This window comes from Nonomuraea sp. ATR24 (assembly GCF_041950485.1).
Classification (GTDB): domain Bacteria; phylum Actinomycetota; class Actinomycetes; order Streptosporangiales; family Streptosporangiaceae; genus Nonomuraea; species Nonomuraea ceibae.
Map to the genome: position 1 here is coordinate 665,989 of NZ_JBGNUU010000003.1, position 24,392 is coordinate 690,380.

Below are 24,392 nucleotides of genomic sequence, written 5' to 3' on the forward strand. Positions count from 1 at the left end.
ACAGTCATGGCATCCATCGTTCTGACCAACGTCGACAAGATCTACGCCGGTGGCGTGAAGGCCGTGAACGGGCTCAACCTTGAGATCAAGGATGGCGAGTTCATGGTGCTGGTCGGCCCCTCCGGTTGCGGCAAGTCGACCGCGCTCCGGATGATCGCCGGCCTCGAGGACATCAGCGGCGGCGAGATCGCCATCGGCGACAAGGTGGTCAACCACCTGCCGCCGAAGGACCGCGACATCGCGATGGTGTTCCAGAACTACGCGCTCTACCCCCACATGACGGTCGAGGAGAACCTCGCCTTCGGCCTCAAGCTTCGCAAGATGCCCAAGGCCGAGATCCAGCAGCGCGTCAACGACGCCGCCAAGATGCTGGGCCTGGAGACCTACCTCAAGCGCAAGCCGGCCGCCCTGTCCGGTGGTCAGCGCCAGCGTGTCGCCATGGGCCGCGCCATCGTCCGCGAGCCGCAGGCCTTCCTCATGGACGAGCCGCTGTCCAACCTGGACGCCAAGCTCCGCGTCTCCATGCGCGCCTCGCTCAACCAGATGCACGAGCGCCTCGGCGTCACCACCGTCTACGTCACGCACGACCAGGTCGAGGCCATGACCCTCGGCGACCGCGTCTGCGTGCTCCGCGACGGCCTCCTCCAGCAGGTCGACACGCCGCAGAACCTGTTCGACAAGCCGGTCAACCTGTTCGTCGCCGGCTTCATGGGCTCGCCGTCGATGAACTTCGTCACCGCCGAGCTGGTCCGCGACGGCGGCGCCGCCGTCACCTTCGCCGGCATCAAGCTGCCGATCCCCGACTCCACCTTCACCGAGAAGCCGGGCCTCGACCAGTACATCGGCAAGAAGATCATCCTCGGCATCCGCCCGTCGGACTTCGAGGACGCCGCCTCCGCCGGCAACCACGCCAACGGCTGGGCCACGCTGCCCGTCAAGGCGGAGGTCACCGAGGAGCTCGGCTCCGAGATCAACGTCCTGTTCCTCATCGACGCCCCGCCCGTCGAGCACAAGGACACCGTCGCCGCCGCCGACAAGGGCGACGAGGAAGAGGCCACGCTGCCGCTGGCCGGCGACAAGTCGCTGTGGACCGCCCGCGTCAACGCCCGCAGCCACGCGCGCCCCGGCCAGAACATCGACCTGGTCCTCGACACGCACAACCTGCACTTCTTCGACACCAACTCCGGCCTGGCGATCGGGCACCCGGCCAACGTCGGCCGCTAGTCACCGACCGCCGATTCCCGGCCGCGAGCCCGCTCGCGGCCGTCCCGGGCCCTCACCGCGACCCCCTCCCGCGGCGAGGGCCCACCTCTTTTCCGGGGTACGGGCTGCCGCGTCGCGGTGTGCCGTGCCTGGAGCGTCGTGCGGTGTCGTGCCGCGCCGTCAGCGGCCGATGCGGGCGGAGATCCGGGCCGCGATGCCGTGGGGGACGAGCCGGCCGGCGTTGAGGATGACCTTGTAGCGCAGCGACGGCACCGAGACCCGCTTGCCCAGCGCCAGGTCGCGCATCGCCGTACGGGCCACGTCGTCGGCCTTCAGCCACAGGATGTCGGGCATGCCCGACATGTCCATCGAGGCCCGCTGGTGGAACTCCGTCCGCACGAACCCCGGGCACAACGCCATCACCCGGACCCGCGCGCTGCCCGCCTCGGCCGCCACCGACTCACTGAAGTTGACCACCCACGCCTTGCTCGCGCTGTAGGTGCCCCGGGTGAAGAACGCCGCCACCGACGCCACGTTGATCACGCCGCCCCGGTCGCGCTCCCGCATCCCCGGCAGCGCCGCCAGCGTCAGCCGCAGCACCGCCTCACAGTGGACCTTGAGCATCACCAGCTCGTCCTCCACCGGCGTCTGCAGGAAAGCGCCCTTGTGGCCGAACCCGGCGTTGTTCACCAGCAGGTCGACGCCCTCCCGGCAGCGGGCCTCGGCACGCGCCAGGCCCTCCTCGGTCGCCAGGTCGGCGGACAGCACCTCCACCGGGACGCCATAGCGCAGGCGCAGCCGCCCCGCCTCCTCGGCCAGGCGGCCCTCGTCGCGCGCCACCAGGACCAGCGAGAAACCGTCGGCGGCCAGCCGCCGTGCGAAAGCGGCGCCGATGCCGGCGGTGGCGCCCGTGATCAGTGCGGTAGGCATGCCAGAACCCTAACGCCCCCACCCCACCCCTCCGCGAACCCCCGGCCCCACCGGAAAGGCCCGCCGCGTGCCGGGGCGGGCGCCCGCTTCGGGAGGGGGCCGCCGCCCGCGTGGTGCGGTGCTCTCCGGAGGGAACGGGTGCGGTGTGCGTGTCCGCCCCAGCCCTCGCCCTCGCACCCGTGTGCGGGGGTTCGTTCCGAAAAGGGGGCCGCCTGCTCCCTGGGGGTGGGGCGGGGTGGGGGTGGGCGTGGCAGGATGGCGGGGTGGGTCTTGTGCGGGCTGTGCCGGTCGCCTTACTGGGCGTCGTTCTGGTCGCTTGTTCGGCGGGTGTGCCGGAGCGTACGCCCGAGCAGGCCGTGACGACGGCGGAGGCCGGGCCGTCCGGCACCGGCGGTGAGGCGGCGGCGGGGAAGGTGCGGCTGACGCGGGTCGCCGAGCTGGAGCGGCCCGTGGCCTTCGCCGTGCGTAAAGGGGACGACCGGCTGTACGTGGCCGAGCAGGGCGGGAAGCTGCGCACCACCGACGGCGCGACGGTCGTGGACCTGTCGGGCGAGGTGAGCGACGGCAACGAGCAGGGCCTGCTGGGCGTGGCGTTCCATCCGTCGGGCCGCTGGCTCTACCTCGACTGGACCGACGCCGACGGCACCACGCACGTGACCGAGTGGGCCTACGACGGCACCAAGGCCACGGCCCGGCGCGACGTGCTGACGCAGAAGCAGCCGTACGCCAATCACAACGGCGGCCAGCTCGCCTTCGGCCCCGACGGCTACCTCTACGTCGCGCTGGGCGACGGCGGCAGCGGCGGAGACCCGGAGGGCAACGGCCAGGATCTCGGCACCCTGCTCGGCAAAATCCTGCGCATCGACCCGCGCGGCAACCCGTACAAGATCCCCGAAGGCAACCCGTTCGCGGACCGGGAGGGGGCGCGGCCGGAGATCTGGGCGTACGGGCTGCGTAATCCGTGGCGGTTCGGGTTTGACCGGGAGAGCGGCGATCTGTGGATCGGCGACGTGGGCCAGAACGCCTGGGAGGAGGTCGACCGCCAGCCGGCCGGCTCGGGCGGCGGCGAGAACTACGGCTGGAACCTGCGCGAGGGCAAGGCCGGGTTCGGCGCGGGCGGGCAGGCGAAGGACCTGGTCGACCCGGTGATCGTCTACCCGCTGGGCGAGGGCGGCGCCTGTTCGGTCATCGCCGGCTTCGTCTACCGCGGCTCGAAGATCGACTGGTTGCGCGGCCGGTTCCTGTACGGCGACTTCTGCGCGGGCTGGATCAGGGCGACCCCGGCGGACAGGCCGGGCGAGGGTGAGGAGATCGGGCGGGTGGATCAGCTGTCGTCGTTCGGCCAGGGCCACGACGGCGAGCTGTACGCGCTCAGCCTCCAGGGCCCGGTCTATCGGATCGATCCCGCCTGACCCGGTCGATCAGGTCCTCGACCTGGCCGTTGAGCCGGGCGCCGCGTGACCAGCCGGCGTAGTGGGTGAGCAGGACGACGACCTCGCGCAGTTCGCTCTCGTTCAGGTCGCCGGTGCGCAGGGCGGCGTCGAGCTGTTCGGCCACCTGGTCGTCGAGGCCCTGCCCGACGAGGAGCCCGAGCAGGACGAGGCGGCGCTCCCGGTCGGAGAGCGCGTCGCGCGACCACACCTCGGCGAAGGCGCGCTCGGCGGCCATGCCGTAGGAGTCGACGGCCGGTTCTGTCATGGCTGGCTCCGGTCGTGCGTGAGGGGAACCTCCATCTTCGGCTACTTCTCGCCGCGCACCAATGCAGGCGCGCCAAAGCCGCGGTTTCCTGTTGATCTGTAACAAGTAAGGCCGGTGTACGGCCAAGATTTGGTCAAGATTTCTCATCGTGCATCGGGCTCACCGGATCCGAAAACGGGCACAACAACGTCGGTGCCTCATCATTGGAGGTAGGACCCCAGTGAAGATCCGGTGAGGAAGACACGGGCGTGGGTCGCGCTGACGGCCGCGATCCTGTTGCCGGTTGCGTGCGGGCAGCCGGAGTTCACCTACGTGCGCGACAGGGACGGCACCACCTACTTCAAGGTGCCCGCCTCGTTCGCCAGGATCGACGCCTACCCGCTGGAGCTCGTGTTCAGCGGCGACAGGCCGGGCTCGCAGGCGGCGCTGGAGCGCAGGCGGCGGGTCTGGTCGGCGGCCTTCGACCAGGCGCGGGAGCCGGACGTGGACCACCTGTTCGGCTCGCGGGAGCCGTTCGTGTACGCGGCCGTGCACCGGCTGACCGGGCCGCAGCGCGACGTGGTGTCGCTCGACCGGCTGCGCGACTTCGTCCTGCCGGTGACCGAGGAGTCGCGCACCGCCTACCTGGGCCGGGTGCTGGAGTCGGGGCGGCCGCCGCTGTTCAGCGGGTTCGAGCGCCTTAGCGACGAGCCCGTCCGGCTGGACGACGGCGCCCGGGGCGTACGGGTCCGCTACAGCTACCGGATCGGCGCCGGACACCAGACCTTCGACCAGACCGCCATCCTCGACGGCTCCGGCTCCACCGTCTCGGTCATGCTCATCGCCTGCCGGCCGGACTGCCACGTGGCCCGCCGGGCGGAGTTCGACGAGATCGCGCGTTCGTTCAAGCTGCTGCGGCTGCCCGGATGAGGGAGCACCCTGTGAAGAGCACACGCCAGGCAGGGCTGCGCGCGCCCGGCAGCGGGCCCGCCGTGCCCGCCACCGCCACGCGGCCGAGGATGCGCCTGTGGGACCGCAGCAGGCTCCTGCTCGGCCTCGCGGTCGCGTACGCCGTCCTGACATGGAAGGTGATGGCCGACTTCCCCGGCATCGTCCCGTACGGCGAGGCCATGCTGGTGATCGCGCGGCAGCATCAGTGGATCTTCTGGCTGCTCGGCGCTGAGGCGGTCCGGCAGGCGCACTTCCTGGTCAGCGAGGTGTCGCCGGGCTACCACCGGTTCTGGGCCGGGCGGGTGTCCGGCGGGGTCGAGCGGTGGTCGCACCGGCGCTTCGACGACTGGGCCCGGTTCCGGTTCGCCCGGCTGCTGATGGCGGCGTTCTGGGTCGCGCTGGCGGCGCTGGTGCTGGGCGCGGTGCTCGGCACCAGCCCGTTCCTGGCGGTGTTCCAGGCGGCGGCGCTGGTCCTCGCGGCGCTGCCGTCGGTGCTGCGGGCCGTGCTGGTGGCCTGCGCGGTCGTCGTGCCGGTCGCGGGGGCGCTCTGGCTGCTGTCCAGGGGCGGCGTGGAGACGTACTTCCCGGGCGACGTCGAGACGCGCCTGGCCGACGTGTGGGGGCAGGACCACGTCGTCGAGCGGGTCCGCGAGGCCGTCGTCTTCCTGGAGCGGCCCGGCGAGATCGAGGAGCGCGGCGGCTACGTGCCCGGCGGCCTGCTGCTGTGGGGGCCGCCGGGCACCGGCAAGACGCTGCTGGCCGAGGCCGTCGCGGGGGAGACCGGCAAGCCGTACGTGCTCGTCGAGCCGGGCGCGTTCGCGAACCTGCTCCCGGGCGTCGGCGTCCTCAAGATGAAGGCGCTCTTCCGGAGGCTGCGCAGGCTCGCGCTCCGCCACGGCGGGGTGGTCGTCCACTTCGACGAGGCCGACGCGCTCGGCAGGCGCGGCAGGCCCGCCCACCAGGGCGCGGGCGGCCCGGCCCCCTGCCACGGCATGACGTACCTGTCCGAGGAGAGCCGGATGGCCCTGGCCTTCCGCGACCCCGGCAACGGGCTGCTCGCCACGGGCCGCGCGGCCCACGGCGAACCTGGCACCCTCCAGGCCCTGCTCGCCGAGCTGTCCGGGCTGAAGAAGCCGCGCGGCCTGTTCAACCGGCTGGTCCGGCGGGCGCTCGGCATGCGGCCCAAGCCGCCGCCCGGCTACCGCGTCCTCGTCATGATGGCCACCAGCCGCCCCGACGCCGTCGACGAGGCGCTGCTGCGGCCCGGCCGCATCGACCGCGTCTACAAGGTCGGCCACCCGACCAGGGCCGGACGGGTGGCCACCTACCAGGGCTACTTCGGCAAGGTCGCGCACCGGCTCACCGCCGAGCAGATCGACAGGCTCGCCACCCTCACCCCGTACGCGACCGGCGCCACCATCAAGGACCTGGTCAACGAGTCGCTCATCGCCGCCGTCCGAGCCGGGCGCGACGTCATCACCTGGGCGGACGTGCTGCACGCCAAGCGGCTCAAGCAGCTCGGCCCGCCCGGCGGCGCCGAGTACGCCGGCCGGGAGCGGCACGCCGTGGCCGTGCACGAGGCCTGCCACGCGGTCGTCGCGTACGTGGCCCGCTTCCACCTGGAGATCGACGTCGCCACCATCGAGAAGGGGGCCGACCACCTCGGGCTGGTGGCCTCCATCGAGCCGGGCGACCAGTTCACCCGGTGGAAGTCGGAGTACGAGGCGGACATCATGGTCGCGCTCGCCTCGCTGGCCGGGGAGCGGATGTTCTTCGGCGAGGACAGCTCCTCCGGCGTCGCCGGCGACCTGCACGCGGCGACCTTCCTGGCGGCGCTCATGGAGTCGCACTGGGGGATGGGCTCCGGCGTCACCTCGCTGCCCGCGCTGCGGGAGCTGGAGATCACGGGCGGCAAGGCGCACCGCCGCGGGTCGCGCCGCTCCGCCCGGGCGCGGCCCGGACCGGCGCCGGACGTGCTGGGGGAGCGGATCGAGGACCACCTCGTGCGGCTGCTGGAGAAGACCGAGCGGCTGCTGGAGGAGCGCCGCAGGGACGTGCTGTCGCTGGCGCACGCCCTGGAGGCGCACCGCACGCTCAACGGGGACGACGTGGTCGCGGTCATCGAACGGGCCGCGGGGCCGCTGGTCGACGGCGCCGTGTACGCCTCGGACGACTTCTACCGGGAGCTGGAGGACTACCACCGGGAGGCGGTCCGCGCCCACCGTGAGCACGGCCGCATCGGGCGCGACCTGCCCGGCGTGAGCGCCCCTCCCGAGGAGGTGATCGAGCCCCGCACGATCGTCCCACCGGCGGCGGCGGTCCCGCCGGACGACGGGCCCGGGGTGGTGGCCGTGCCCGGGGCGCAGGGGTCCCGGCCGGAGTTCGTGCCGTGGGCCGCCGAGCCGGCGCCGGCGTACGAGCCCGTCCCCGCGCGTGGCGCCGCGCCCTTCTCCGCTCCCGTCCCCGCGTCTGGTGTGGGGCGGCGCTGGTGGCTGGCCGGGGGGAGCCTGCTCGCGCTGGTGACGGTGGCCGTCGTCTGCGGGCTGGCCGTGAGCGGCGCGCTCGCCGGCTCGGCCGGGGCGGAGCCCGGCGGCGGGATCGTCTCGCCGGGCCTGCTGGCGGTGCTGTTCCTCGTCGTGGTCGCTGCCGTCGTGGGCGCCGGGCTGGCCGCCGTCGCGGTCAGGGGCCTGCGCGCCGCCCAGGCCAAGGCCGAACGAGAACGCGACCAGGCGCATGCCCGCGCCCAGCTCCTGGCCGCGGCGCTCGACCCGGACACCGCCATGCGCCTGCTCGGCTACGACGGACAGGCCAGGCGGGAGGGCGCCTGATCCGGCACCGGCTTAACACGCCGTTCACATTCGGGCAAAAACGTGGAAACGGCTGTCCTTAAGACTCGGCGTGGCTGAGAGAAACCGTGAAAGGACCGCCGTGAGCTACAAGGCTGAGTACATCTGGATCGACGGCACCGAGCCCACGGCGCTGATGCGCTCCAAGACCAGGATCCTCGCCGACGGGGCAGAGCCGCCGCTGTGGGGCTTCGACGGTTCCAGCACCAACCAGGCCGAGGGCCACTCGTCGGACCGCGTGCTCCGCCCCGTGTTCACCTGCCCGGACCCGATCCGCGGCGGCGACAGCGTGCTGGTCCTGTGCGAGGTGGAGGAGACCGACGGCACCTCGCACAAGAGCAACACCCGTGCGCTGCTGCGCCCGATCGCCGAGCGTTACGCGGCTCAGGAGTCGTGGTTCGGCATCGAGCAGGAGTACACGTTCTTCAAGGGCAGCCGCCCGCTCGGCTTCCCCGAGGGCGGCTTCCCCGCCCCGCAGGGCCACTACTACTGCGGCGTGGGCGCCGAGGCCGTGTTCGGCCGCGAGATCGTCGAGCTGCACCTGGACCGCTGCCTGGCCGCCGGCCTGGCCATCTCCGGCATCAACGCCGAGGTCATGCCCGGCCAGTGGGAGTTCCAGGTAGGCCCGGCGGGCCCCCTCGAGGTCGCCGACCACCTGTGGATCGCCCGCTGGCTGCTCTACCGCACCGCCGAGGAGTTCGGCGTGGAGGCGACGCTCGACGCCAAGCCCGCCCGTGGCGACTGGAACGGCGCCGGCGCGCACACGAACTTCTCCACCAAGGCCATGCGCGAGGGCTACGACGCCATCATCACCGCCTGCGAGGCGCTCGGCGAGGGCGACAAGCCGATGGAGCACGTCTCCCAGTACGGCGCCGACATCGAGAGCCGCCTGACCGGCGCGCACGAGACCGCCCCGTGGAACCGCTACACCTACGGTGTCTCCGACCGCGGCGCCTCCGTGCGCATCCCGTGGCAGGTCGAGGTGGACAAGAAGGGCTACATCGAGGACCGGCGCCCCAACGCCAACGTCGACCCGTACGTGGTCACCCGCCTGCTCGTGAACACCTGCTGCGCCGCGCTGGAGAAGGCCGGCCAGGTCTGACCCGGCGGACGGCGGGACGCGGACGCCGCGTCCCGCCGCCGTGCGCTCAAAGCCGGAAGTCGCGGTCCGGCGTGATGTCGGCGACGTCCATCTGGGCCTTCTGCAGCCGCCCGGAGTGGTCCCAGTTCATCGCCTGCCAGCGGGTGAACTGGTCGAGCACCCACATCCCCGACTGCCGGCTGCCGTTGCCCGACTTGCCGTTGCCGCCGAACGGCAGGTGCGCCTCGGCCCCCGAGGTGGAGTTGTTGACGCTGACCATGCCCGCCGAGACGCCCTCGCGGAAGCGGAAGGCGTGCTTGGCGTCAGTGGTGTAGATGGAGCTGGACAGCCCGTAGCCGGGCCGGTTGGCGAGCTCGACGGCCTCCTCCAGCGTGGCGAACGAGGTGACGCCGACGATCGGCCCGAACGTCTCCTCCAGGAACAGCCGGTCGTCCGGCCGCACGCCGTCGACGACGACCGGATGGTAGTAGAGGCCGCCCTCGCCGGTGAAGCCGCCGTGCGGGCTCTCGGCGGTGATGCGGCCGGTCGCGCCGGTGACGACCCGGTGGTGGGGCTGGATCCAGGTCAGGTATTCCTCGTAGCGGTCGGCGAACTTGCGGTCCAGCAGCGGCCCGGCCAGCACGTCCTGCTCGGGGTCGCCGATCCTGGCCTCCCGTACGGCGCGGGCGAAGCGGTCGGTGAACTCGCGGTGGATCGACTCGTGCACGATGACCGTGCCCAGGCTGGTGCAGCGCTGCCCGGCGGTGCCGAACCCGGAGAACAGCGCGCCCTCCACCGCCAGGTCCAGGTCGGCGTCCGGCATGATGACCATCGGGTTCTTGCCGCCGAGCTCCAGGCAGGCCGACTGCAGGTGCCGGCCGGCCAGCTCGCCGATCTTCCGGCCGACCTCGCTGGAGCCGGTGAAGCCGACCTTGTCGACGTTCCCGGCGTCCAGGGCGCGCTCCAGCCCGGCGAACGTCTGCCCGCCGTCGGCGAAGACGATGTTCAGCACGCCGTCGGGCAGCCCCGCCGCCGCGAACAGCCGGTAGAGGGCGTGCGCGGAGGCGGCGGCGTACTCGGCGGGCTTCCACACGACCGCGTTGCCGCACAGCAGCGCCGGCACCAGGTACCAGGACGGGACGGCCACCGGGAAGTTGCCCGCGGTGATCACCGCCGCGACGCCGACCGGGTTGCGGAAGGTGAACAGGTTCTTGTCGGGCATCTCCGACGGCACCGTCTGCCCGTAGAGCCTGCGGCCCTCGCCGAGGAAGAAGTCGCACGTGTCGACGATCTCCCGCACCTCGCCCAGCGCCTCACCGTAGGGCTTGCCGATCTCCTGGGTGACGATCCTGGCCAGCGTCTCGGTGTTGGCCTCGACGAGCCGCCCGATGGAGGCGATCACCCGTCCCCGCACGGGAGCGGGCACCCTAGCCCACTCCCGCTGCGCCTCCTTCGCCGTCGCCGCGGCGACGGCGAAGGTCTCGGCGTCGGCCAGCCCCACCTCGGCGACGACCTCGGCGGTGCGGGCGGGGTTCGTCGATGCGTACGTCTCGATCGCGGCGGCGTCCTTGCCTCCGACGACGGAGGAAATCTTGCGGCTCACAGGTGCCCTCCTCACAGGTTCTCCGGACACACAATCATCCCTCCGGATGCTTGGCCAGCCAGCGGGTGATGCCGAGCGTCTCCAGGAACGGCAGGTCGTGGCTGACCACGAGCAGCGCGCCCCGGTAGGCCGACAGCGCCTCGGACAGCCGGCGGACGCTGGCCATGTCCAGGTTGTTCGTCGGCTCGTCCAGGAGCAGCAGCTGGGGCGGCGGCTCGGCGGAGAGCAGGGCGGCCAGGACGGCGCGGAACCGCTCGCCGCCCGACAGCGTCGCGGCAGGCTGCTCGGCCCGCGCCCCCCGGAACAGGAAGCGGGCCAGCCGCGCCCGCAGCTCGCCCACGGGGACGGCCGGGGCGAACCGCCGGACGTTGTCGAGCACGCTGAGCGAGCCGTCCAGCAGGTCGAGCCGCTGCGGCAGGTAGCGCACGGGCACCCCGGGGCAGGCCCCGGGAGCGCCTGAGACGATCGCGCGCAGCAGCGTCGTCTTGCCCGACCCGTTGGGGCCGGTCAGCGCGACCCGCTCGGGGCCGCGCAGCACCAGCTCGGTCACGGGCTCGCCGCCGGCGTCGGGGCCGCCGCGCAGCTCGCTCAGCCCCGGCACGCCCGTCAGCGTCAGGACCGTGCGCCCGGCCGGGACCTCGGTGCGCGGCAGCGACACGCGGATCTCGGCGTCCTCGCGGACGGCCTGCTCGGCCTCGGTGAGGCGGTCGCGGGCCTGCTCCAGCTTCTCGGCGTGCATGGTGCGGTGCTTGCCCGCCGCCACCTGGGCCTGCCGTTTGCGCGCGTTCATGATGATCTTCGGCTCGCGCTTGGTCGCGTACATCTTGTCTCCGTAACGGGTCCGGCGGCTCAGCTTGACCAGGGCGTCGGCCAGCTCCTGCTTCTGCTTCCTGAGGCCGCCCTCGGCGACCCGGACCATGCGCTCGGCCGCCTCCCGCTCGGCCGCGAGCGCCTGCTCGTAGGCCGTCAGGTTGCCGCCGAACACGCGCACCGCCCCGTCGCGCAGGTCGGCGATCTGGTCCACCAGGTCGAGCAGGACGCGGTCGTGGCTGACCACCACCAGCACCCCCGTCCAGGAGCGCACGGCCGCGTACAGGCGGCGGCGGGCGTCCAGGTCGAGGTTGTTGGTGGGCTCGTCGAGCAGCAGCACGCCGGGCCTGCGCATGAGCAGCGCCGCCAGGCCGGTCATCACGACCTCGCCGCCGGACAGGGTGCCGGCGGGCCGGTCCAGGCCGAGGTGGCCGAGGCCGAGCCGGTCCAGCTCGGCGTGCGCCCGCTCCTCGACGTCCCAGTCGTCGCCGATGGCCGTGAAGTGCTCGGGGGAGGCGTCGCCGCCCTCGATGGCGTGCAGCGCGGCCCGCTGCCGTTCGATGCCGAGCAGCCCGGCGACGGTGGCGCCGGTGGCCAGGGGCAGGTCCTGCGGCAGGTAGCCGACGTCGCCGGCGACGCTGACCGAGCCGGCCGTCGGCCGCAGCTCACCGGCGACGAGCTTGAGCAGCGTGGACTTGCCGGAGCCGTTGACGCCCATGAGCCCGGTGCGCCCGGCGCCGAAGGCGACGTCGAGGCCGTCGAGGACGGGGGTGCCGTCGGCGTGCTCGTAGGAGAGGCCGTCACAGACGATGGAGAATGACATAAGGGGTGGCTCCTCACCGTGTCAGGAAATTTCGGGACACGTGGAGACACCGCGGAAAGGCCGCCCGGAAACGCGGAACAGAGGCGTCGAAGGATCACCTGAGGTCGGGCGGGCGCACACCACGGACGTGGGCGCGGCGTCTCGGCCTCAGAGCTTCAACAGATCACCTCGGATGTCGGCGGCAGGACCCGCACACTGTACGCGACCGAAAAGGTGGGGGCAAGGGGATGCCGGCGGTGCATCTTCCTCCACCCCGGCTGTGCAGCTGGCCTCCTGTCCGCCTCCCGCCCCCGCCCGTAGCGTCGGAGCCGCAGAGCAACGCGCAGGCCATCCGACGAGAGGACGATCATGAGCGAGGTCACGCGCAGGGGCTTCATCGGCGGCACGGCGGCGCTCGGCGGCGGGCTCGCCGCGGGCGGCGGATTACCCGGCGAGCCCGCCGGGCCCGGCGCCCCGCCGCTCGGGCCGGTCGTGGTGCGCCCGTCCGACCCCCGCTACGAGGACCTGGCGGTCCGGCGCACCAACCAGCGCTTCCGCGCCGAGCCCGACTACTTCTACCTGGCCGGGACGACCGAGCAGGTGGTCCAGGCCGTCGGCCGGGCGGTGCGCGAGAACCGGCGGCTGACCGTGCGCAGCGGCGGCCACTGCTACGAGAACTTCGTCGGCGAAGGCGCCGAGGTGGTGCTCGACCTGTGCGAGATGTCGGAGGTCTACTTCGACGAGGAGCGCCGCGCGTTCGCGATCGAGGCGGGGGCCACGCTCATGCAGGCCTACCGGCGGCTCTACCTCGGCTGGGGCGTCACGATCCCCGGCGGCCAGTGCGGGGGCGTGGCCGCCGGAGGGCACATCGCGGGCGGCGGCTACGGGCCGCTGTCACGGCGCGACGGCCTGACCGTCGACCACCTGCACGCCGTCGAGGTCGTGGTCGTCGACCGGCACGGCCGCGCCCGCGCCGTCGTGGCCACCCGCGACCCGCGCGATCCCAACCACGACCTGTGGTGGGCCCACACCGGAGGCGGCGGCGGCAACTTCGGCGTCGTCACCCGCTACTGGATGCGCGATCCGCGGGCGCGCGGCGACGACCCCGGCACCCTGCTGCCCAGGCCGCCCGCCTCCGTCGTGTCGGGCATCGCGATCTGGTCGTGGAAGGACATGACGCGCGAGTCGTTCCAGCGGCTGCTGCGCAACCACGGCGAGTGGCACGAGCGCAACAGCGAGCCCGGCACCCCGTACGCCTCGCTGTGGGGGTCGCTGCTGATCCCCGGCCGCCAGGGCGACGACGCGCCGGGCGACATGATCCTGCCGGCGCAGATCGACGCGGGCGTGCCCGGCGCCGAGAAGCTGCTGGCCGGCTTCCTCGCCGCCGTCGGCGAGGGCGTCACGCCGCCGGCGACGGTGCCGCCGTTCCTGCGCCAGCCGTGGTTCCAGGCCGTGCGGTCGCTCTCGCTCGGCGAGGCGACCGAGGCGGGCCACTACAAGGGCAAGTCCGCCTACCTGCGCAGCCGCTTCACCGACGAGCAGGCGGGCATCGCCTACGACAGCCTGACCGCGGGCGGCCCCGCGCGGACCGGCGTGCTGTGGCTGCTGTCGTACGGGGGCCGCGTCAACACGGTCGCGCCGGAGGCGACCGCCACCGTCGAGCGCCGGTCGATCCTCAAGGTGCTCCACCTGGCCACCTGGGACCCGGCCGGCGACGGCGCGGCCGAGCTGGCCTGGGTGCGCGACCTGCACCGCAGGACGTTCGCGGCGACCGGGGGCGTGCCGGTGCCGGGCGGCAACCTCGGCGGCGCCTACATCAACTACCCCGACACCGACCACGCCGACCCGGCCTGGAACACCTCCGGGGTGCCCTGGCCGGCGCTCTACTACGGGGACAACTACGCGCGCCTGCAGCGGGTCAAGGCGCGCTGGGACCCGCGCGGCGTCTTCGGCCACGCCCTGTCGATCAGGCCGTGACCAGGCCGCTCACCTGGGCCAGCAGCTCCAGCGAGCGCAGCCAGGCCGCCCGCTCCGGCGCCGCAGACACCACGATCAGCTCGTCGGCGCGGGCGTGCCCGGCGAACCTGTCGAGCTCGGCGGCGACGTCTCCCGGCGTGCCGACGGCCGAGTAGCGCGTCATCTGCAGGATCTGCTGCCCGGCGGGGGATTCGAGGACCGCGTCGGCCTCCTCCGGCGTGAACGCGCGGCCCCGGCCGAGCAGCAGGCTCACCCGCTTGCGCTTGGCCGACAGGAACTGCGCCTGCGCCTCCTCGGCCGTGTCGGCGGCGATCACGTTCACGCCCGCGATCACGTACGGCTCCGCGAGCTGGGCCGACGGCCGGAAGTCACGCCGGTAGAGCTCGACCGCCTCCTCCAGCGCGGCCGGCGCGAAGTGGGAGGCGAACGCGTACGGCAGCCCGAGCATGGCGGCGAGCTGAGCGCCGAACAGGGACGAGCCGAGGATGTACAGCGGCACGTCGGTGCCCTTGCCCGGCGTCGCCTCCACGCCGGGGATGCGCGACTCGCCGGTCAGATAGCCCTGCAGCTCCAGCACGTCCTGCGGGAACTCGTCGGCGGCGGCCGGGTTGCGGCGCATCGCCCGCATCGTCTGCTGGTCGCTGCCCGGCGCCCGGCCCAGCCCCAGGTCGATGCGGCCCGGGTGGAGCGTGGCCAGCGTGCCGTACTGCTCGGCAATCGTCAGCGGGGCGTGGTTGGGCAGCATGACGCCGCCCGCGCCGAGGCGGATCGTGCGGGTGTGCGCGGCCACGTGGGCGATCAGCACGCTCGTGGCGGACGAGGCGATCGTGGGCATGTTGTGGTGCTCGGCGTACCAGATACGCCGGTAACCCCACTCCTCGGCGCGCTGGGCCATCGTGACGCTGGCGGCCAGGCTGTCGGCGGCCGTCTCCCCTTCGCCGATGTGCGCCAGATCGAGTATGGAGAGCGGGAGAGCCATGGAGAACATGCCTTTCGCTGTGAAAGATCCGGGAGCACGTGGTGTAACCACCGGGACCGCCGGGTTATTTCACAGGGCCGGTTAACCGTGGGTTCACCGGTGGTGTCTACGTTGACGGGCCATGAGCTGGAAGTACACGGTCAACGCGACGCTCGAAGGACTCACCGGCTACACGCTGACCCGGGCCCGCGCGGCCAGGCCGGCGCCCGCGCCGAAGCCCGTCCCCAAGCCGCCGCTCGAACTGCAGCGGCTGCCCGGCGACGAGGTGCGCCCGCCGGCCGACCCGGCGCACGACCGGCTGCTGCGGGCCCCGGTCTTCCTGCTCTCCTCGGTGCGCTCCGGCTCGACGCTCATGCGCGTCATGCTCAACAGCCACTCCCAGGTGCACTCGCCCATCGAGACGCACTTCCGGCGGATCACCGTCGGGCTGACGACCGAGCCGGTCCGGCAGGCGATGGAGCTGCTCGGCCACACCCACAGCGACATCGAGCACATCGTGTGGGACCGGATGCTCCACCGCGAGCTGGCCCGCAGCGGCAAGCCGGTCCTGGTGGAGAAGACGCCCTCCAACGTGTTCGCCTGGCGGCGGATCGCGGCGTGCTGGCCGGACGCGCGGTTCCTGTTCCTGCTACGGCACCCGATGTCGATCGTGCAGTCCTGGCACGAGGCCGACCCGGTCAAGCGGCCCATGGAGGAGGCGGTGCCGCGCACGCTCAGCTACATGACCTACCTCCAGGAGGCCCGCACCCACCTGGAGGGGCTGACCGTCCGCTACGAGGACGTGGTCGCCGATCCGGAGGCCGAGCTGCGGCGGGTGTGCGCCTTCCTCGGGGTGGAGTGGGAGCCGTCGATGCTGAACTACGGCGAGCGCGACCACGGCGGTTTCGTGAAAGGCGTCGGCGACTGGCGCGACAAGATCCGTAGCGGTACGGTCGTCGCTGGCCGCCCGTTGCCGACAGACGACGAGCTGCCGCCCGAGCTCAGGGAGATCTGCGGGCTGTGGGACTACTGCTGAGCTCGGCGCTTGCGAACCAAGGCTCCGGCAGAGTTCGCCTGCCGTTCTCCGGTGGTTCTCCTGCCGATCTTTCGTTGCCTTGAAGGTGTCCTGCATGATCGCCGCGCCGTCGCGCCGCACCCTGCTCACGGGTGCCCTGGCCAGCTTGACCGTCTCCGCCTCGGCGTCCCCGGCGCGGGCCGCGTTCCCCCGGCGGCCCAACTTCGTCGTCATCCTGGCCGACGACCTGGGCTGGGGGGAGATCGGCAGCCAGGGGCAGCGGCTGATCGCGACACCGCACCTGGACCGGATGGCGCGTGAGGGGGTGCGGTTCGAGACCGCCTACTCGGGGGCGCCGCTGTGCGCCCCGTCGAGGTGCTCGCTGCTGACCGGCATGCACGCGGGGCACGGCACCGTACGGGAGAACCCGGAGGGCGGGCCGCAGCGGTCGCTGAGCGAGGCCGACCTGACCTTCGGCGAGTTACTCCAGCTTGCGGGCTATCGCACGGCGTGCATCGGCAAGTGGGGGTTCGGCCCCGAGCAGGCCGGTCAGCCGTCGCACCCGAACGAGCGCGGGTTCGGCGAGTTCTTCGGCTACATCGGCCACCGCCACGCCCACCAGTACTACCCGGAGTATCTGTGGCACAACGGCGGCCGGGTGGCGCTCGGCCGCAAGGCGTACGCGCCCGACCTGCTCCTGCGGCGGGCCGTCGACTTCGTCCGGCAGCCGTCGGACGACCCGTTCCTGCTGTACTTTGCCACGAACCTGCCGCACGCCCCCAGCGTCGTCCCGGGCGACGCCGGCCGCTACGAGGACAAGCCCTGGACCAGGGCGAACCGGCGGCACGCCGCGCAGGTCGGGCGGCTGGACGCGCACGTGGCCACGCTGCTGCGCGCGCTGCGTGAGGCGGGTGTGGCCGACGACACGGTGGTGCTGTTCACCAGCGACAACGGGCCGCACCGGGAGAAGGGCGTGACGCCCTGGCTGTTCGACTCCAACGGCCCCTACCGGGCCGACAAGCGCGACCTGTACGAGGGCGGCATCCGCGTGCCGCTGATCGCCTGGTCGCCGAAGATGCGCGGCCGGGTGGTGCGCGAGCCGGTCACGCTCTACGACGTGCTGCCGACGCTGGCCGACCTGGCCGAGGTGCCCGCGCCGGCCGCGCTCGACGGCAAGTCGTTCAGGAAGCTGCTCAACGGCGGCCGCCGCGAGGGCCACAGCCACCTGGTCTGGAACCGGCCGCGCAAGGCGCAGGCGATCCGCCGGGGCCGCTGGAAGGCCATCAGGTTCGAGCCCGGCATCGCGGGCGCGGGCCCCGAAGGGCGCGTCGAACTGTACGACCTGGCCACGGACCTCGGGGAGACCCGCGACCTGGCGTCACGCAGGCCGGAGCTGGCGGCCGAGCTGATGGAGCTGCTCGACCAGTCGATCGGTCCCGACCCGCGCACCCCGTACGGGCTGCGCGTGCGGAGCGCGGGCGAGCAGGTCACGGTGGCGCTGGTGAACGGCTCGAAGGTGCCGTGGCGGCGGGTCACGCTGGCGCTGACGACGGCCGGGGGCAGGCGGATGGCCGGGCGGCGGGAGGTGACGCTGCTGCCGGGCGAGGAGGTCTCCGAGGTGTTCACGGTCGGGGGCCGGGGTCCGGTCACCGCCTCGGCGGGCTTCGGCGCGGGCGGCAGGCGGCACACCTTCCGGCGCGCGCACCGGCTCCGTACACTGACGTGAGGCTTTCTCGGAAACCGGGTCGTGTATGTCAGAGTGCCACGACGATCTCTCGGCGGCCGTCTCGGCCGTGCTGACCGGGACGCGGCTGCTCGCCGGCATCGCGGCCCGCTCCCTGGGCTCGGTCAAGGACCGGGTGACGCTGCCGCAGTTCCGGATGCTCGTGGCGCTGGCCGGGCACGGCGAGACCAAGCTCGTCACGCTGGCCGTGATGCTCGGCGTCAACTCCTCCACCGCGCTGCGGATGGCCGACCGGCTGGCGGCGGCGGAGCTGATCGTGCGCGAGGTCAACCCGCACAACCGCAGGGAGAGCCTGATCCGCCTGACCGGCGAGGGACGCCGGATCGTCGAGGAGGTCTCCGCGCGCCGCCGCGCGGAGATCGGCGCGATCGTCGAGCGGCTGTCGCCGGCGCAGCGTCACGCGCTGGTCGAGGCGATGACCGCCTTCACCGAGGCGGGCGGCGAGCCGCCGCCGGAGCACGCCGCGCACCCGCTCGGCTGGCCCGGGGCCTGACCGTCAGGAGGCCACCGTGCGGGGCAGCGCCGCCACCGCCTCGGTCACCGTGTCGTAGGTCTGGAAGCGCCGGTGCAGCCCGGTGACGTTGAGCACCCGCTTGAGCCGCTGGTGCAGCTCGCAGAGCACGAGCACACCGCCCGCCGCCTCGGCCTCGCTCAGCCCGGACAGCAGGACGCTCAGCCCCGAGGAGTCGCAGAAGTTCACGCCCTTGAGGTCGACCACCACCCGGGGCGGCTCCGCGCTCGCGATCGCCTCCGCCATGCACTGCCGCAGCTCGGCCGCCACGGCGATGTCGAGCTCGCCGGACAGGCTGAGGACCGCTGCGCCGTTGTGCGGGGTGATGATCCAGGAGAAGCCCGCCTGCACGTTTCCGCCCTCCAGCGGTGAAAGTGTGCCATTTCACCTATGACCATCATTGCATAGTGCAATGAACTGGTGCAGTACCCAGCAATCAGCTGATACATGCGCCGAGTTCCGCGAATCTCTCCACCGCGCGGCACCCGTACTACTGTCGTGAACCTGTTCCCCCGGCCGGTGCTCGACGCCCTGGCCGCCGACCCCGGCCGGACCGCCATCCAGCACGGCACGCGGGCCGTCAGCGCGGACGAGCTGCTCGGCCTCACCGGCCGCGTCGAGCGGCGCCTGCGCGAGGCCGGGCTCGGCCCCGGCAGCGGCGTGGCCGTCGCCGCAGCCACCTCGCCCGAGACGTACGCCGCCCACCTCGCCGCGCACGCGCTCGGCTGCCGGGTGGCGGCGCTGCGGCCCGGCTGGAGCGCCGCCCAGCTCGCGCACGTGCTGCGCGAGCCCGTGGACGCGCTGATCGCCGACGCCGCGACGATGACGCCCGAGCTCGCCGGGGCGGGCGTCCGGCTGCTGTCGCTCGGGCCGCTGCCCGGCGCGGCCGACCTGCTGCGCCCCGGCCCCGCCGCGCCGCCCGAGGTGCTGGCCCGGCCGGACGACGTCGCCAGGCTCACCTTCACCAGCGGCAGCACCGGCCTGCCGAAGGCGTGCGCGCAGACCTACCGCGCCCACAGCCTCGCCTACCAGGACTGGCCGCCGGTCCTGGCCGAGCTGATGACCCGCTTCGAACGCTGCCTCGTGCACGGGACCCTGGCCAGCCCGGTGATGATGACGTACGCGGGCCGCTGCCTGGTGGCGGGCGGCACCGTCGTCGTGCCGGGGCCCGGCGAGGACCTGGCCGCCGCGCTCGGCCGCCACGCCGTCACCGCGGCCATGATGCCGCCGCCCCGGCTGGGCGCCCTGCTCTCCGCCCTGGCCGATGGCGGGCCGCCGGGGCTGCGGGCGCTCGTTCTCGGCGGCGCCCCGGCGGGCCCGAGCCTGCTCGCCGCCGCCGCGGAACGCCTCGGCCCGGTGATCTGGCAGGGGTACGGCCAGGCCGAGGCGGGCGTGATCACCATGCTCACGCCCGCCGACGTGGCCGCCGGGCGGCTGACGTCCGTCGGCAGGCCGCTGCCGGGCGTCCGGCTCAGCCTGCGCGACCGCGACGAGCGCCCCGTGGGCCCGGGCGAGGTCGGCGAGGTGTGGGTACGCAGCCCGCACCGGATGGCCGGCTACTGGCGCGACCCCGAAGGCACCCGCGAGGTGCTGCGCGACGACGGCTGGCTGCGCACCCGCGACCTGGGCCGGCTGGACGGCGACGGGATGCTGCACCTGACCGGCCGCACCCGGGACGTGATCATCGTCAACGCCGAGGTCTGCTACGCCGGGGCCGTGGAGGCCGTGCTCGCCGGGCATCCGGCCGTCGAGCAGGCGTTCGTCGTCGGCGCGCCCGACCCGGTGACCGGCGAGGCCGTGCACGCCTACGTCGTCCCCGCCGGGCGCGCCCGGGTCTCCCGCGACGACCTGGCCGCGCTCGTACGTGACGCGCTGGGCGAGGCGGCCGTCCCCAGGACGGTCACCACGCTGGCCGAGGCGCCGGTCAACGAGGCCGGCAAACCGGACAAGTCCCGGCTCAAGCCCGGTTGAAGTGGTTCTCGCACAGGCGCAGGCGGCGGGCCTGCCACACCATGTAGGTGCCGAGCACGAGCTGCACCAGGCTGCGCCACACGTCCTCCCACAGGTCGCGCACCCGCAGGAACGCCAGCACCGCCCCCGGCAGGCGCGGCTCGCGCCCGCGCGGCGTCATCAGGCAGGGGCCCCGGTTCGGCAGCGCCCGCTCGTGCCCGGCAGAGGTGCGGAACGTGTAGCCCGCGTCCAGCTCCCCGACCACGGCCCGGATGGTGACCGGGGCCAGCCGCCAGGCCGGGCACGGCCGGTTCGCGGCCACCCCGAACGGGATCCGCCCCCCGGACCGGTGGAATTCCGGATAGCTGAAGCAGAGCACCGATCCCGCCGGGATCGTCGCCCCGCTCCGCAGCTCGATCTCGCCGGAGGTGATCCGGTGCGCGATCCCGAACAGCGGATAGCGGCGCAACGTCTCCGCGATCACCTCGTCCAGCGGCCCCCGCGCGCCCTCGGCGAGCGCCATGAGCACGTGCGCCGTCGCCTCCGAGCTCTGCACGATCGCCGTGTTGAAGAACGCCCCCTGAAGATAGAGCGCCCGCTCCCGCGGCCCCAGCGACTCCGGCAGCGGATGCGCCACCCGGTCCTGCACGCTCTCCAGGTACGCGGTCAGCCGCAGCCGCCGGTCCAGGTGCCGCAGCCCGCAGCACTTCAGCGCCGTCACCACGTCGTCGGCGCTGGCCACGATCAGCTCCCGCACCCCCGGCGGGCACGGCGTCCCGAACACCAGCCGGTGGTAGAACTCCGCCCATACCGGCATCGCCAGATCGCGCAGCCGCACCAGCCCCCGCCCGGCCGGCAGCGCGTCGCGCAGGCTCTCCACCGCCAGCAGCTCCGCCTCCCGCGTGCTGGTCGTCAGGATGCGCCGGGTGCACCGGGCCACCTCCGTGTGGAGCGGCCCCGGCTCCAGATGCTCCTGGTGCAGCTCCGGGCCGGGGGACAGCCAGTACCAGAACAGGTCCGACAGCGCCGCGCCCCGGCTGCGCCCGTCGGCCGCCGGATGCCCGTACACCTCCAGGAACTCGGGGACGCCGACCAGCTCGCCCGGCACCGCGACGCCCTCCGCGCCGTTGATCCGCGCGAACAGCCACATCCGCAGCCCCGTCACCGCCCGGGGCAGCCAGAACGGCAGCGAGAGCACGAACAGCACCAGCAACAGGACAGTCATGACGGTTGTACGAAATTGAACACACCTCTGGATTCACCGGAATCCATGAGAGAGATTCGGTTCGTACGACCTCGTGATCGTTGCCCGCCCGCCGACAGCCCGGGGAGACGTCGTGAACCTCTTCAACGTGCGTGACTTCGAGGACGTGGCCAGGGAGAAGCTCGACCCGGTCTACTACGACTACTTCGCCGGCGGCGCCCAGGACGAGGTCACCGTCCGCGCCAACGAGGCGGCCTTCCGGCGGCTCTGCCTGGTGCCCCGGGTGCTGCGGGGCGTCGAACGGCCCACGCTCGAGGTGAACCTGCTCGGCCAGGCCGCCTCCATGCCCGTGCTGCTCGCCCCCACCGCCTTCCACCGGCTCGCGCACCCCGCCGGGGAGGCCGAGACCGGGCGGGCCGCCGCCCAGGCCGGCGTGATCATGATGGCGGCCATGCTGTCCACCGTGCCCGTCGAGGAGGTCGCCGCCACCGGGGCCACGCTCTGGTTCCAGCTCTACATCCAGCCCGACCTGGGGTTCACCGCCTCGCTCGTGCGCCGGGCCGAGGCGGCCGGGTGCAAGGCCATCGTCGTCACCGTCGACTCGCCCGCGCTGGGCAGGGGCGAGCGCGGCGACCGCAACAACTTCCACGACCTGCCGCCCGGCCTCCACTGCGCGAACCTGCGCGGCGACGGCAACGTCCGCCAGGTCGTGCTGTCCCCCGAGATCTCCTGGAAGCACGTCGACTGGTTACGGTCGATCACCTCGCTGCCGATCGTCCTCAAGGGCATCCTGCACCCCGCCGACGCCGTGCTCGCCGTCGAGCACGGCGCCGCCGCGATCATCGTGTCCAACCACGGCGGCCGCCAGCTCGACACCAGCCCGGCCAGCATCGACCGCCTCCCGCTGATCGCCGACGCCGTCGACGGCAGGGTGCCGCTGCTGCTCGACGGCGGTGTACGGCGCGGCACCGACGTGATCAAGGCCCTGGCGCTCGGCGCGCGGGCGGTGGCGATCGGCCGGCCCGTCATGTGGGGCCTGTCCGTGGCCGGGGCCGAAGGCGTCGCCAAGGTGCTGACGCTGCTGCGCACCGAGCTGCTCAACGCGCTCACCCTGTGCGGCGTCGCCGGGCCCGGCGAGCTGACCAGGGAACTGGTGGTCGCGTGAAGGTCATCGGAGCGGGCGTCGGCCGCACCGGCACGCTGTCGCTCAAGGCCGCGCTCGAACGGCTCGGCTTCGGGCCGTGCTTCCACGGCCGCCACGTGCTCGACCACCCCGACCGGCTGCCGCTGTGGCGCGACGCCGCCGCCGGGCGGCCCGTCCCCTGGGAGACCGTCTTCGACGGCTACGCCGCCAGCGTCGACTGGCCCGGCGCGGCCTTCTGGCGCGACCTGCTCACCGCCTTCCCGTCCGCCCGGGTGATCCTCACCGTCCGCGACCCCGATTCCTGGTACGAGAGCGTGCGCGCCACCGTCTACCGCATGTTCGGCGACGGGCCCGCCGAGCCCCGGGTGGCCGAGGCGCGGCGGATCGTGCCCGGGCTGGACGTGTTCACCGCCTTCCACCGGCAGATGATCTGGGACGGCTTCTTCGGCGGGCGCTTCCCCGACCGCGACCACGCCATCGCCGTCTACCGGGAGCACAACGACGCCGTCCGCCGCGAGGTCCCGGGCGACAGGCTCCTCGTCGTCGAGCCGGGCGCCGGGTGGGGGCCGCTCTGCGCCTTCCTGGGGGTGCCGGAGCCGGGGGAGCCGTACCCGCATCTGAACGACCCGGCCAGGTTCTGGGCGCGGGTGGCGGCCCGGGTGGCGGAGTCCTGATCGTGGGCTGACCTCGGCTATGGGACGGCGGCGGCCTGTCGCAGCCGGGCCAGGCCGCGCCGGATCCGCGTCTTGACCGTGCCCAGCGGCAGGCCCTCCCGGCTGGCGATCTCGGCGGCCGTCAGCCCGTAGCAGAACGACAGCAGGATCGGCCGGCTCAGCTCGGCGGGCAGCACCCGCAGCTCGTCGCGGACCCGCTCCACCTCGCCCAGCGCCTCCCGGCCGCCGTCACCGCCGTCGCCCCGGCCGTCGCGCGGGCTCGGCAGCCGGGCGGGGTCCACCGGCTGGTCACGGCGCAGCCGCAGCGCGTCCACGGCCAGGTTGCGGGTGATCGTCAGCAGCCAGCTCGCGACCCTGCCGCGCCCGGGATCGTAGCGGGCGGCGTGGCGCCAGGCCCGGACGAAGGCGTCCTGCGCCACCTCCTCGGCCAGCCCCGGGTCACCCACCACGCTGAGCGCCAGGCCGTACACCCTCGCCTGGTAGCGCCGTACGAACGCGACCGTCGCCTCGGCCTCGCCGGCGGCGATGGCGGCCATGAGCGACTCGTCCGAGAGAGACCACACCGTCCATCACACGCGCAACCCGGCCCCCACTTCAACAAACCGCGCATTTCGGTCATTTGCGACGGGCATCCGGGCCGGGCCGCTTCCCTCTACGGCGGGCCAGCCCTCGTTTTACGGTGGGCCCGCTCCCGGCGGGGGCGGTCCCGATCAGGCGGTGAAGTCGGCGAAGTCGAAACCCGGCGAGACGACGCAACTCACCAGCACCTCCCGATCCCCGGCAGGACGCGCCGACTGCCACACCCCGCCCGGCACGACCGCCTGGGGCACCTGCCCCTCCTCCACCAGCGGGCCCAGCACCACGGTCGCGTCGCCGATCGTCAGCTCCAGCGGGCCGCCCCGATGCCACAGCCACACCTCGTCCGAGCGCACCCGGTGCGGCACCGACTCCTCGCCCGGCTGCAGCAGGAAGTAGATGCCGGTCGCGCTGGCCCTCGTCCCGCCGTAGCCCTCCGGCCGGAACTCCACCCCCGACCGCCACGTCTCACGGAACCAGCCGCCCTCGGGATGCGGCAGCAGGTCGAGCGCCCGGGCGATCGGCGGGCGCGCCACGAACCCCACGGGCGCGCCGGTGACGTCACGCCGCAGGAACCGCTCACCGTCGAGCACCAGCTGCCCGTCCAGGTCGCTCGCCAGCGCCTCGGCCTCGTCGGCGACCTCGACGACCGGGCCATCGGGATAGATCTTCAATTCCACCCGCCCGATCTTACGTACCCCGCTCTGCCGGCCGCCCGGGACCACCCTCTCCACCG

21 protein-coding genes are annotated in these 24,392 nt (G+C 73.2%); 12 read left to right on the forward strand and 9 right to left on the reverse strand.

Going from position 1 to position 24,392, the window contains the following annotated elements:
* The first annotated feature begins 6 nt into the window (after nt 1-6).
* The gene (locus ACBI99_RS10695) at nt 7-1,224 is read left to right on the forward strand and encodes an ABC transporter ATP-binding protein (RefSeq protein WP_219511350.1); all 1,218 of its coding nucleotides are present in this window, start codon (nt 7-9) and stop codon (nt 1,222-1,224) included.
* Nucleotides 1,225-1,383: 159 nt separating this feature from the next.
* On the opposite strand, the gene ACBI99_RS10700 is transcribed toward ACBI99_RS10695, so the two are convergent.
* Nucleotides 1,384-2,133 (reverse strand): SDR family NAD(P)-dependent oxidoreductase, encoded by a 750-nt coding sequence (locus tag ACBI99_RS10700; RefSeq protein ID WP_375072203.1) that lies wholly within the window; start codon nt 2,131-2,133, stop codon nt 1,384-1,386.
* Between the two features lie 329 nt (nt 2,134-2,462).
* Between ACBI99_RS10700 and ACBI99_RS10705 the strand changes: the two genes are divergently transcribed.
* The gene (locus ACBI99_RS10705) at nt 2,463-3,545 is read left to right on the forward strand and encodes a PQQ-dependent sugar dehydrogenase (protein ID WP_375072204.1); all 1,083 of its coding nucleotides are present in this window, start codon (nt 2,463-2,465) and stop codon (nt 3,543-3,545) included.
* On the opposite strand, the gene ACBI99_RS10710 is transcribed toward ACBI99_RS10705, so the two are convergent.
* A complete protein-coding gene (locus ACBI99_RS10710) occupies nt 3,505-3,831 on the reverse strand; it encodes a carboxymuconolactone decarboxylase family protein (protein WP_219511344.1) in 327 nt (108 codons plus the stop codon). The two genes, ACBI99_RS10705 and ACBI99_RS10710, sit on opposite strands and share 41 nt — an antisense overlap.
* Nucleotides 3,832-4,062: 231 nt before the next feature.
* On the opposite strand from ACBI99_RS10710, the gene ACBI99_RS10715 reads away from it, so the two are divergent.
* The 3 genes from ACBI99_RS10715 to glnII all read left to right on the forward strand — a co-directional run bounded on the left by ACBI99_RS10715 (nt 4,063) and on the right by glnII (nt 8,709).
* Nucleotides 4,063-4,740, forward strand: coding sequence for a hypothetical protein (locus ACBI99_RS10715; RefSeq protein WP_219511342.1), 678 nt, complete (start codon nt 4,063-4,065; stop codon nt 4,738-4,740).
* Nucleotides 4,741-4,751: 11 nt separating this feature from the next.
* Nucleotides 4,752-7,589 carry an AAA family ATPase gene (locus ACBI99_RS10720; RefSeq protein WP_375072205.1) on the forward strand — a complete coding sequence of 946 codons (2,838 nt, stop codon included), beginning with the start codon at nt 4,752-4,754 and terminating at the stop codon, nt 7,587-7,589.
* A gap of 100 nt (nt 7,590-7,689) precedes the next feature.
* Nucleotides 7,690-8,709, forward strand: a complete 1,020-nt coding sequence (gene glnII, locus ACBI99_RS10725; RefSeq protein WP_219511337.1) for a glutamine synthetase — start codon at nt 7,690-7,692, stop codon at nt 8,707-8,709.
* 46 nt (nt 8,710-8,755) lie between these two features.
* Here the strand turns inward: glnII and ACBI99_RS10730 are convergent, their stop codons facing one another.
* Nucleotides 8,756-10,291, reverse strand: coding sequence for an aldehyde dehydrogenase family protein (locus tag ACBI99_RS10730; protein WP_364168919.1), 1,536 nt, complete (start codon nt 10,289-10,291; stop codon nt 8,756-8,758).
* Nucleotides 10,292-10,325: 34 nt separating this feature from the next.
* A complete protein-coding gene (locus ACBI99_RS10735) occupies nt 10,326-11,924 on the reverse strand; it encodes an ABC-F family ATP-binding cassette domain-containing protein (RefSeq protein WP_375072206.1) in 1,599 nt (532 codons plus the stop codon).
* A 348-nt stretch (nt 11,925-12,272) separates the two neighbouring features.
* Here ACBI99_RS10735 and ACBI99_RS10740 point away from each other — a divergent pair, with 348 nt between their 5' ends.
* On the forward strand, nt 12,273-13,880 hold the full coding sequence (locus ACBI99_RS10740; RefSeq protein WP_219511331.1) for an FAD-binding protein: 1,608 nt from the start codon (nt 12,273-12,275) through the stop codon (nt 13,878-13,880).
* Here the strand turns inward: ACBI99_RS10740 and ACBI99_RS10745 are convergent.
* Nucleotides 13,870-14,859, reverse strand: coding sequence for an LLM class flavin-dependent oxidoreductase (locus ACBI99_RS10745; RefSeq protein WP_219511328.1), 990 nt, complete (start codon nt 14,857-14,859; stop codon nt 13,870-13,872). The two genes, ACBI99_RS10740 and ACBI99_RS10745, sit on opposite strands and share 11 nt — an antisense overlap.
* Nucleotides 14,860-14,980: 121 nt before the next feature.
* Between ACBI99_RS10745 and ACBI99_RS10750 the strand changes: the two genes are divergently transcribed.
* The 3 genes from ACBI99_RS10750 to ACBI99_RS10760 all read left to right on the forward strand — a co-directional run bounded on the left by ACBI99_RS10750 (nt 14,981) and on the right by ACBI99_RS10760 (nt 18,090).
* Nucleotides 14,981-15,874, forward strand: coding sequence for a sulfotransferase (locus ACBI99_RS10750; protein WP_357590838.1), 894 nt, complete (start codon nt 14,981-14,983; stop codon nt 15,872-15,874).
* Nucleotides 15,875-15,968: 94 nt separating this feature from the next.
* Nucleotides 15,969-17,579, forward strand: coding sequence for an arylsulfatase (locus ACBI99_RS10755; RefSeq protein ID WP_219511325.1), 1,611 nt, complete (start codon nt 15,969-15,971; stop codon nt 17,577-17,579).
* Between the two features lie 25 nt (nt 17,580-17,604).
* The gene (locus ACBI99_RS10760; RefSeq protein ID WP_219511322.1) at nt 17,605-18,090 is read left to right on the forward strand and encodes a MarR family winged helix-turn-helix transcriptional regulator; all 486 of its coding nucleotides are present in this window, start codon (nt 17,605-17,607) and stop codon (nt 18,088-18,090) included.
* Nucleotides 18,091-18,093: 3 nt separating this feature from the next.
* Here the strand turns inward: ACBI99_RS10760 and ACBI99_RS10765 are convergent, their stop codons facing one another.
* Nucleotides 18,094-18,459 carry an STAS domain-containing protein gene (locus ACBI99_RS10765; protein ID WP_219511320.1) on the reverse strand — a complete coding sequence of 122 codons (366 nt, stop codon included), beginning with the start codon at nt 18,457-18,459 and terminating at the stop codon, nt 18,094-18,096.
* Between the two features lie 147 nt (nt 18,460-18,606).
* Between ACBI99_RS10765 and ACBI99_RS10770 the strand changes: the two genes are divergently transcribed.
* The gene (locus tag ACBI99_RS10770) at nt 18,607-20,079 is read left to right on the forward strand and encodes a class I adenylate-forming enzyme family protein (RefSeq protein WP_375072207.1); all 1,473 of its coding nucleotides are present in this window, start codon (nt 18,607-18,609) and stop codon (nt 20,077-20,079) included.
* Here the strand turns inward: ACBI99_RS10770 and ACBI99_RS10775 are convergent.
* Nucleotides 20,066-21,283 (reverse strand): hypothetical protein, encoded by a 1,218-nt coding sequence (locus ACBI99_RS10775; RefSeq protein WP_357590834.1) that lies wholly within the window; start codon nt 21,281-21,283, stop codon nt 20,066-20,068. The genes ACBI99_RS10770 and ACBI99_RS10775 overlap by 14 nt on opposite strands.
* A gap of 112 nt (nt 21,284-21,395) precedes the next feature.
* Here ACBI99_RS10775 and ACBI99_RS10780 point away from each other — a divergent pair, with 112 nt between their 5' ends.
* Both ACBI99_RS10780 and ACBI99_RS10785 read left to right on the forward strand, forming a co-directional pair.
* Nucleotides 21,396-22,427, forward strand: a complete 1,032-nt coding sequence (locus ACBI99_RS10780; RefSeq protein ID WP_375072208.1) for an alpha-hydroxy acid oxidase — start codon at nt 21,396-21,398, stop codon at nt 22,425-22,427.
* Nucleotides 22,424-23,080 carry a sulfotransferase family protein gene (locus ACBI99_RS10785; RefSeq protein WP_375072209.1) on the forward strand — a complete coding sequence of 219 codons (657 nt, stop codon included), beginning with the start codon at nt 22,424-22,426 and terminating at the stop codon, nt 23,078-23,080. The genes ACBI99_RS10780 and ACBI99_RS10785 overlap by 4 nt, the downstream gene beginning before the upstream one ends.
* A gap of 17 nt (nt 23,081-23,097) precedes the next feature.
* Here ACBI99_RS10785 and ACBI99_RS10790 read toward each other — a convergent pair whose 3' ends face one another.
* Both ACBI99_RS10790 and ACBI99_RS10795 read right to left on the reverse strand, forming a co-directional pair.
* Complete coding sequence (locus tag ACBI99_RS10790; RefSeq protein WP_375072210.1) at nt 23,098-23,643, reverse strand: RNA polymerase sigma factor; 546 nt, start codon at nt 23,641-23,643, stop codon at nt 23,098-23,100.
* Between the two features lie 147 nt (nt 23,644-23,790).
* Complete coding sequence (locus ACBI99_RS10795) at nt 23,791-24,336, reverse strand: cupin domain-containing protein (protein WP_357590828.1); 546 nt, start codon at nt 24,334-24,336, stop codon at nt 23,791-23,793.
* Nucleotides 24,337-24,392: the final 56 nt, after the last annotated feature.

Coding starts and splice junctions, on each gene's coding strand:
- ACBI99_RS10695 (WP_219511350.1), top strand. CDS start 7: ATGGCATCCATCGTTCTGACCAACGTCGACAAGATCTACGCCGGTGGC.
- ACBI99_RS10700 (WP_375072203.1), bottom strand. CDS start 2,133: ATGCCTACCGCACTGATCACGGGCGCCACCGCCGGCATCGGCGCCGCT.
- ACBI99_RS10710 (WP_219511344.1), bottom strand. CDS start 3,831: ATGACAGAACCGGCCGTCGACTCCTACGGCATGGCCGCCGAGCGCGCC.
- ACBI99_RS10735 (WP_375072206.1), bottom strand. CDS start 11,924: ATGTCATTCTCCATCGTCTGTGACGGCCTCTCCTACGAGCACGCCGAC.
- ACBI99_RS10740 (WP_219511331.1), top strand. CDS start 12,273: ATGAGCGAGGTCACGCGCAGGGGCTTCATCGGCGGCACGGCGGCGCTC.
- ACBI99_RS10745 (WP_219511328.1), bottom strand. CDS start 14,859: ATGGCTCTCCCGCTCTCCATACTCGATCTGGCGCACATCGGCGAAGGG.
- ACBI99_RS10750 (WP_357590838.1), top strand. CDS start 14,981: ATGAGCTGGAAGTACACGGTCAACGCGACGCTCGAAGGACTCACCGGC.
- ACBI99_RS10755 (WP_219511325.1), top strand. CDS start 15,969: ATGATCGCCGCGCCGTCGCGCCGCACCCTGCTCACGGGTGCCCTGGCC.
- ACBI99_RS10760 (WP_219511322.1), top strand. CDS start 17,605: ATGTCAGAGTGCCACGACGATCTCTCGGCGGCCGTCTCGGCCGTGCTG.
- ACBI99_RS10775 (WP_357590834.1), bottom strand. CDS start 21,283: ATGACTGTCCTGTTGCTGGTGCTGTTCGTGCTCTCGCTGCCGTTCTGG.